Genomic DNA, 7,837 nt, shown 5'->3' with positions numbered 1-7,837 from the left:
ACTATTCTGGATATCGCCGGGCGCCCGGTGGTGGCGATCCCGCCGCGCGGCGGCGTCGCCTTTTTTGAGGAAATTCGCCTCCACCCCCCCCGCACCCCCCCCGGGGGCGGGGCGGCAGAGCCGCGACGCTCCTTCCGCGACGGGCTCTGTGCTACTATGTGCAGATCACCCCACTCTTTGCAGTTCAGAGTTGAGATAGAGTTATGTCTTCGCGAATTTTAACCTCCCATTTTAGCGGCCTGGAAGAGTTCCTCCAGCAGCACGCGGCGCTGCTGGCGAAATCGACTGACGGCACCGTCGCCGTTTTTGCCAACAACGCCCCGGCGTTCTATGCGCTGACCCCAGCCCGGCTGGCGCAGCTGCTGGAGCTGGAAGCCAGGCTGGCGCGCCCCGGCAGCGACATCGCGCTTGACCCGCAGTTTTTCGACGAGCCCGCCGCGGCGCCGGTTGCGGTGCCGATGGGCAAATTTGCCATGTATGCGGCCTGGCAGCCGGACGCCGACTTTCAGCGTCTGGCCGCGCTGTGGGGCATCGCGCTGAGCCAGCCGGTCACCCCGGAAGAGCTGGCCGCTTTCGTCGCTTACTGGCAGGCGGAAGGTAAAGTGTTTCACCACGTGCAGTGGCAGCAGAAACTGGCTCGCAGCGTGCAAATCAGCCGCGCCAGCAACGGCGGGCAGCCGAAGCGCGATGTGAACAGCGTTAGCGAACCCGACAGTCATATTCCGCGAGGTTTCCGAGGATGAGCATGAAAAACGTTGGCGATCTGATGAAGCGCCTGCAGAAAATGATGCCGGCTCATATCGAACCGGCGTTTAAAACCGGCGAAGAGCTGCTGGCCTGGCAAAAAGAGCAAGGCAAGCTGCGTTCCGAAGCGCTGGAGCGGGAGAACCGCGCGATGAAAATGCAGCGCACCTTTAACCGCTCGGGGATCCGCCCCCTTCATCAGAACTGCTCCTTTGATAACTATCGCGTCGAGTGCGAGGGGCAGATGAACGCCCTCGCCCGCGCGCGTCAGTACGTGGAAGAGTTCGATGGCAATATCGCCAGCTTTATCTTCTCCGGCAAACCGGGCACCGGCAAAAACCACCTCGCGGCGGCTATCTGCAACGAACTGCTGCTGCGCGGGAAGTCGGTCTTAATCATCACCGTGGCCGATATTATGTCGGCGATGAAAGATACCTTCGGCAATCGGGAGACGAGCGAAGAGCAGTTACTGAGCGACCTCAGCAAGGTCGATCTTCTGGTCATTGATGAAATTGGTATGCAGACAGAGTCTCGCTATGAAAAGGTCATTATCAATCAGATCGTTGACCGCCGATCTTCATCCAAACGGCCCACCGGTATGCTGACCAACAGTAATATGGAAGAGATGAATAAGCTGCTCGGCGAACGGGTGATGGACCGTATGCGCCTGGGCAACAGCCTGTGGGTTATCTTCAACTGGGAAAGTTACCGGCACCGCGTCACCGGCAAGGAGTATTAAGAGATTTCCGGACGACGACGGCGTTATACTAAAGCGATTCTTCAGTCACGCTTATGAGTCCGTCTATGAAATCGTTAAAAAATGGCTTACTTGCCGCGCTTACCCTTAGCGCATTTACCTTCTCCGGCGCCCACGCCGCCTCCTGGCAGGATTCTCTCAACAGCGCCGCCAGCCAGCTCAGCGGCAGCAGCACCCAGGCCAGCGGCGGCGGAATGTCCATCTCCTCTCTGACTAGCCTGCTCAACGGCAGCAGCCAGTCGCTGACCGCCAGCAGCATGAATAACGCTGCCGGGATCATGTCATATTGCGCCAAACAGAAGCTCGCCTCGGCGACCAGCGCAGATAACGTCAAAAACCAGGTGCTGGATAAGCTGGGGCTCAGCACGCCGGAAAAACAAAAACAGGACACCAGCTATCTTGATGGCCTGCAGGGGCTGCTCAACAGCAATAATGGCCAGCAGCTTGACCTGAATACCCTCGGCAACAGTTCGCTGGCGAAACAGGTGAAAACCAAAGCCTGCGATCTGGTCTTAAAACAGGGCGTTAACTTTCTCTCCTGACGCAGAGGGCCAATGCCGCGTTTGTCGCCTTCGCGACGGCAGCGCGGCCTGAAACGGCTTTTTTCGCCTTTTTCTCCTTGCGCTTCCCCGCCCCGCCCGTTGCGACGCCGATCAAAAAAGGCAACTTCTAAACCAATTCTGAATAACTGCACACTTTCATGACGCTAGAATTGCAGCAAGATGGCGCTGCAATTACAGTGTGGCTTGAAAAGTAATCTGTTCTGCCAGCCGATAACTGGCGTTAATGAGGATGAGCTGTGTCAGAGTTGTTATCCATCGCCTTATTTTTAGCTTCGGTGGTGCTTTATGCCTGGAAAGCGGGTCGTAACACCTGGTGGTTTGCCGCCACGCTCACGGTGTTAGGTCTGTTCGTGGTGCTGAATATCACCCTCTACGCCAGCGACTACTTTACCGGCGACGGCATCAACGACGCGGTACTCTACACTCTGACCAACAGCCTGACCGGCGCCGGGATCGGCAAATACATTCTGCCGGGCGTCGGCGTGGCCGTCGCGCTGGTTGCCGTCTTTGGCGCCCTGGGATGGGTGCTGCGCCGCCGTCGGCATCATCCTCATCACGTCGGCTACAGCCTGGCGGCGCTGCTGCTGGCGCTGGCTTCGGTCGACGCCAGCCCGGCCTTCCATCAAATCAGCGAGCTGGTGAAATCGCAGTCGCGGGAAGGAGATCCGGACTTTGCGGCGTACTACAAAGAACCGTCGAAGCGTATCGACAATCCGCAGCTGAATCTGGTCTATATCTATGGCGAAAGCCTTGAGCGCACCTATTTTGATAACGATGCTTTCCCCAACCTCACCCCTGAGCTTGGCAGAATAAAAGATGAGGGCATTGATTTCAGCAATACTATGCAGCTGCCGGGGACCGATTACACCATCGCCGGCATGGTCGCATCACAGTGTGGCATTCCGCTGTTTGCCCCGTTTGAAGGCAACGCTTCGGCCTCGGTCTCCAGCTTCTTTCCGCAGAATATCTGCCTTGGCGATATCCTGAAAAACTCCGGTTACGAAAACTATTTTGTGCAGGGAGCTAACCTGCGCTTTGCCGGCAAAGACGTGTTTCTCAAATCCCACGGCTTCGATCACCTGTTCGGGGCGGAAGAGCTCAAAACCACGGTAGCCGATCCAACCTACCGCAACGACTGGGGCTTCTATGACGACACGGTACTCGACGAGACGTGGAAAAAATTCGAAGAACTGTCACAGTCCGGAAAACGCTTTTCACTGTTCGCCCTGACGGTGGACACTCACCATCCCGACGGCTTTATCTCGCGTACCTGCGAGCGTAAACGCTATGACGTGGACGGCAAGAAAAACCTCTCCTTCAGCGCCGTTAGCTGCAGCCAGGAACATATCGCCGCGCTGATCGAGAAGATCAAAGCCTCTCCCTATTTCAAAAACACGGTCATCGTGGTCTCTTCCGATCACCTGGCCATGAAGAACAGCGCCTGGGATTACCTCAACAAGCACGATCGCAGCAATTTGTTCTTTGTCCTGCGCGGCGATCGGCCGCAGCAGGAGACCCTGGCGGTGAAACGCAACACCATGGATAACGGCGCGACGGTGCTGGATATTCTCGGTGGCGATAACTATATCGGCCTCGGGCGCAGCAGTCTCTCTGGCCAGTCGCTCTCCGGTATTTTCATGAATATGAAAGAGAAGGTCCTGGCCTGGAAACCCGACGTGATCCGCCTGTGGAACTTCCCGAAAGAGATGAAAAACTTCACCATCGACTCGCAGAAGAACATGATCGCCTTTTCCGGCAGCCATTTCCGTCTGCCGCTGCTGCTCCGGGTGTCGAACCAGCGCGTTGAACCGCTGCCGGAGAGCGAATACTCGGCGCCGCTGCGCTTCCAGCTGGCCGATTTCGCGCCGCGGGATAATTTCGTGTGGGTCGATCGCTGCTATAAAATGGGCCAGCTGTGGTCTCCTGAGCTGGCGCTCTCCACCGACTGGTGCGTCTCGCAGGGACAGCTGGGGGGTGAGCAGAAGGTCCAGCACGTTGATAAGCCACAGTGGCAAGGTAAGACCGCCTTCAGGGACACCCTTATCGATATGGAGCGCTATAAGGGCAACGTCGATACGCTGAAAGTTGTCGACAACGATATTCGCTATAAGGCCGACAGCTTCGTGTTTAACGTTGCCGGCGCGCCGGAAGAGGTGAAACAGTTTAGCGGCATTTCGCGCCCCGAGTCCTGGGGTCGGTGGTCCAATGCCCAGCTGGGCAGCGACGTGAAGATTGAATATAAAGAGCCGCTGCCGGAGAAATTTGATCTGGTGATCACCGCCAAAGCCTACGGTCCCAATGCCAATAAGCCGATCCCGGTGCGGGTTGGTCAAAGTGAGCAAGTGCTTACACTGGTCAATGATGTGACCACCACGACGCTGCATTTCGACAACCCAACGCGCAGCAATACGCTGACCATCACTCCGCCGGACCCGCAGTCCACCAACGAGGGCAATATCCTCGGCCACTCCCCGCGTCAGCTGGGGATCGGTATGGTGGAGATCAAAGTGGTGAAAAGCGAAGGTTAAAGCCACCTTGCCCGGCGGATATTGGCGCCGGGCAACGGTTTCCGTGGCAGGGTGTTAACAAAACAGCGGCTTGAGGTCGTCAGCCGACAGTCCGGTAATTTTCTGTACCGTCTCTTTGTCGAGGCCATTCTGTAACATGCTGCCGGCAATGCGCAGCGCCTCACGCCGGCTCCCTTCCTGTAAGCCCTCAAGGCGCCCTTCCAGGCGCCCCTCCTGTCGGCCCTCATGCCGACCTTCCTGTCGACCTTCCTGCTTAAGCTTTTGCGCGATAGACATCAATGTCTCCTCATACTGTGGCAGACGGCGGGCCAGCCGGCGGAGAAACACGCCCGGCTCGGCCGTGTTACCGTACTGCAGCATATAGTGAAACAGCATTCTCAACTGCCGGGGATTAGTGTATCCCAGCATCACCACGGCCGCCAACGACTCCGTTATGCCGCTGAGATCGCGCTGGCGAATATGCTTTTGCATCAGCTCCAGCAGGGCGACCCGCCGATGCTGCACGATTTCATCGTCCGGCATGACCGTGACGTCGATCAATGGAAACTGACTGCCGTACAGCCTCTTCGCCAGCTGCGGGTCGGCAAATTCATCCAGCCAGTTGAGGGAAAAAGGATAAGGACTGGTTGCGCCGTGATAAAAAAGCATCGGCACCACCAGCGGCAGCGTTTTGTGCCCGGCGTCGAGGTGTCGCTGCATCGCGGCAATCGCATAGCGCATTAGACGAAAAGCCATATGATTATCCGGCGAGCTCTGATGCTCTATCACCACGTAAATATATCCCGCCCCGCAGGTGGTTTGCACCGACCACAGCACGTCCGAATACCAGGCGCGTAGATCCTCATCGATAAAGCTCGCCGATTGCAGCCTCAGAGTAGCGAAATCGCACCGCTGGCGGATCGCTTCGGGAAGATAGAGCATGAGAAAATCATTCGCCGTCTCCGGGTGGCGAAGAAATCGTTTAAACACCGCATCATGCGGCGTGGCGGTTATTCGTTTTTTCATGGCCATCCGCTTGCCTGAAAGAGAAGGAAAGCCGGACTCTACCACCGGTTTTTAACCGGTTGGTTTTAACGATGATTTTCTGGGAAGCGCCTCGGAGAATAGCGGAGCGGCCAGTCTGACTGGCCGCCATAGGCAAGATTTAGTAATCAAACTGCCGGTAATAACGGCGGATATTCAGGTCGTGGCCGGTATGGTGCTCAAAGTGGGCCGCCAGCCGGTCCACCAGCAGAGTGGACACCACGCACGGCGCCATAATCCAGCGGAACGCATCATCAATGCCGTTCAGCGGATAGTCGCGCGGGTCGATCACCACCAGATGGTCAGTTATCTTTTCGGCAAAGCGTTCGACGCGCTCGTCCAGCGCCCGGCATTTCCCCTCGCCCTTCACCAGAAACAGCGGGACCTCTTTTTCCAGCAGCTCCAGAGTGCCGTGGAAAAATTCAGCCGAGCTTACCGACTTGGTCCGCTTCCACTGCATCTCTTCGAGAATACACATCGAGAACAGGTAGACCTCACCCCACATTTCCGCGCCGCCAATCCACATCATATAGTCGCTGTCATGGTATTGCGCGGCAATGCTGTCCGCCTGGGGATCGAACTGGCGTTTGGCCTGCAGAAGATTTTCCGGCAGCAACTCGAGCTGGCTGGCAAAACGCGCATAATCCGCAAACTCGCCGTGACGATAAATGACCCGAAAGAATAACCAGTACAGCAGCATATATTCATATTCCACGCCATTTTTGTGGCACATCGGAATATGCCAGCTGGCGGCGGCAGCCAATGGCGAATCGGCATGACGGGTAATGGCTACCACGCGTATCCCCTGCGCCTTGCACCATTCGGCAATGGCCACCGACTCTTTGGTATCGCCGGATTTGGATAACGTCACCACCACCGCCTCTTTATTTAATTTTTTATGCCCGCGATGAATTAATTCCGCCGCCTGCTCAAGATAAACCGGCACGCTGGTTAATTCTTTGGCAAACTCATTAATTGCCATCATCGGAGCTAAAGAACCGCCTACCGAGGCGAAAAATAACGCGCTGCAGCCGCTGTCATAAATAGCGTCGGCCACGGTTTCCGCCTGTTTACGCGCAGCGATGATCTCGCGAGCACTGGTCAGGTACTCGTCCTGATTAAAACCCAACATAGTTTTCTCCTGAATAATCAGATTTTACTTTTTAATACGCGGTCAAAATCGTCGAAAATACGTATCGCCAGATCGATGCCTTTTAGCCCGGCGGTATGCCAGGCGAGCATCTGCACTGGGACAATCAGCAGCAGCGGCGCCAGGTGATGCTCGCACGGGCAGTTAAGCGCCAGCGTTTGTTCATCCTCTTCGTCCCCCAGCGTCAGGGTAAAGGCGCGGGCAATGGACGGCGCCATATAGTCGCGCAGCGCCCGGGTTCGCGCGTCCGGCGAGTCTTCCATAAACAGCATCACATGGCGGGCATTGGCTTCCAGATAGGGGCCGTGCATATAGGCTTCCAGCTCAAAGCCGCTGGAAGGTACCCGCACCGTCTCGGTAAATTTGGTTTCGAACTCTTTCGCCACGCCAACCAGCGCGCCATAGCCGGTGGCGACAAAGCGCTCGCCGCGCCGCAGCGTTTCGCTATGCCGGTCGATAAAGCGCGAAGTGCGGGCGATGACCTCCGGGATCGCCGCCGCCAGTCGCTGGAATTCGGCAAGATAGTGCTGCTCCTCGGCTTCACTGGCCTTCCCCTGGCTGCGAGCAATCATCAGCGCTATCAGCAGCAGATTGAGCACTGTCGCGCTAAAGCCGCGGGTGACAAACCCTACGCTCTCGATCCCGGTATTGATATCCAGAACGCCATCGCAGGCCCGCCCGGTCGGGCTTTGCGGATCGGAGGTCAGGGCAAATACCGGCAGTCCTGAGGCCTGTACCTTACGCATCGCCTCCAGCGTCGACGCGCTTTTTCCGCTCTGGGAAATCGCCACCACCAGATCGGTATGCGGGTCGATAGTTTCGTAATGGGTAAAGTTGTACGGCTCTTTAATGTCCACCAGCACGTCAAAGCGTTGTTCAAAGAAATAGCGCGCGCAAAGCGCGGCATTCAGCGACGATCCGGTCGCCAGCAGCAAAATACGCCGCACCGGCTGCTGGCGGGCGAAGGTCTCAATCGCCGCCAGCTTGTGCCGGTAGTCGCGCAGGATCTGCGCCAGACAGGCCGGCTCTTCGCTGATATAGGTCATCATTGTTGGTCGCATAGCTCACTCCC

At 57.0% G+C, this 7,837-nt stretch carries 7 protein-coding genes and 1 pseudogene; 5 read left to right on the top strand and 3 right to left on the bottom strand.

Features of this window, described 5'->3' with window-relative positions; genetic code table 11:
- From K5R89_RS27555 to opgB, 5 genes and pseudogenes are all read left to right on the top strand, one after another.
- Nucleotides 1-87: pseudogene (locus tag K5R89_RS27555) on the top strand (hypothetical protein); the annotation flags it as partial.
- Nucleotides 88-203: 116 nt separating this feature from the next.
- Entirely contained in the window at nucleotides 204-743 is a 540-nt protein-coding gene (gene dnaT, locus K5R89_RS21725) for a primosomal protein DnaT (RefSeq protein WP_032454787.1), read from the top strand.
- Nucleotides 744-745: 2 nt separating this feature from the next.
- Nucleotides 746-1,483 carry a DNA replication protein DnaC gene (gene dnaC, locus K5R89_RS21720; RefSeq protein WP_025999144.1) on the top strand — a complete coding sequence of 246 codons (738 nt, stop codon included), beginning with the start codon at nucleotides 746-748 and terminating at the stop codon, nucleotides 1,481-1,483.
- A gap of 65 nt (nucleotides 1,484-1,548) precedes the next feature.
- Nucleotides 1,549-2,043 carry a DUF2501 domain-containing protein gene (locus K5R89_RS21715; RefSeq protein ID WP_048296615.1) on the top strand — a complete coding sequence of 165 codons (495 nt, stop codon included), beginning with the start codon at nucleotides 1,549-1,551 and terminating at the stop codon, nucleotides 2,041-2,043.
- Between the two features lie 257 nt (nucleotides 2,044-2,300).
- Nucleotides 2,301-4,592 carry a phosphatidylglycerol--membrane-oligosaccharide glycerophosphotransferase gene (opgB, locus tag K5R89_RS21710; protein WP_023291873.1) on the top strand — a complete coding sequence of 764 codons (2,292 nt, stop codon included), beginning with the start codon at nucleotides 2,301-2,303 and terminating at the stop codon, nucleotides 4,590-4,592.
- A gap of 54 nt (nucleotides 4,593-4,646) precedes the next feature.
- On the opposite strand, the gene K5R89_RS21705 is transcribed toward opgB, so the two are convergent.
- From K5R89_RS21705 to K5R89_RS21695, 3 genes are all read right to left on the bottom strand, one after another.
- On the bottom strand, nucleotides 4,647-5,603 hold the full coding sequence (locus K5R89_RS21705; RefSeq protein WP_179207810.1) for an Rpn family recombination-promoting nuclease/putative transposase: 957 nt from the start codon (nucleotides 5,601-5,603) through the stop codon (nucleotides 4,647-4,649).
- A 133-nt stretch (nucleotides 5,604-5,736) separates the two neighbouring features.
- Nucleotides 5,737-6,747: an SIS domain-containing protein gene (locus K5R89_RS21700; protein ID WP_044525297.1), complete on the bottom strand. Its 1,011-nt coding sequence runs from the start codon at nucleotides 6,745-6,747 to the stop codon at nucleotides 5,737-5,739.
- 17 nt (nucleotides 6,748-6,764) lie between these two features.
- Nucleotides 6,765-7,826 carry an SIS domain-containing protein gene (locus tag K5R89_RS21695; RefSeq protein WP_044525296.1) on the bottom strand — a complete coding sequence of 354 codons (1,062 nt, stop codon included), beginning with the start codon at nucleotides 7,824-7,826 and terminating at the stop codon, nucleotides 6,765-6,767.
- Nucleotides 7,827-7,837 lie beyond the last annotated feature (11 nt).

Source organism: Klebsiella sp. TF21-TM (genome assembly GCF_019753495.1).
GTDB lineage: Bacteria > Pseudomonadota > Gammaproteobacteria > Enterobacterales > Enterobacteriaceae > Klebsiella > Klebsiella quasipneumoniae.
The sequence above is the reverse complement of the archived record's forward strand: the minus strand, read 5'-3'. Positions and strand labels throughout refer to the sequence as shown.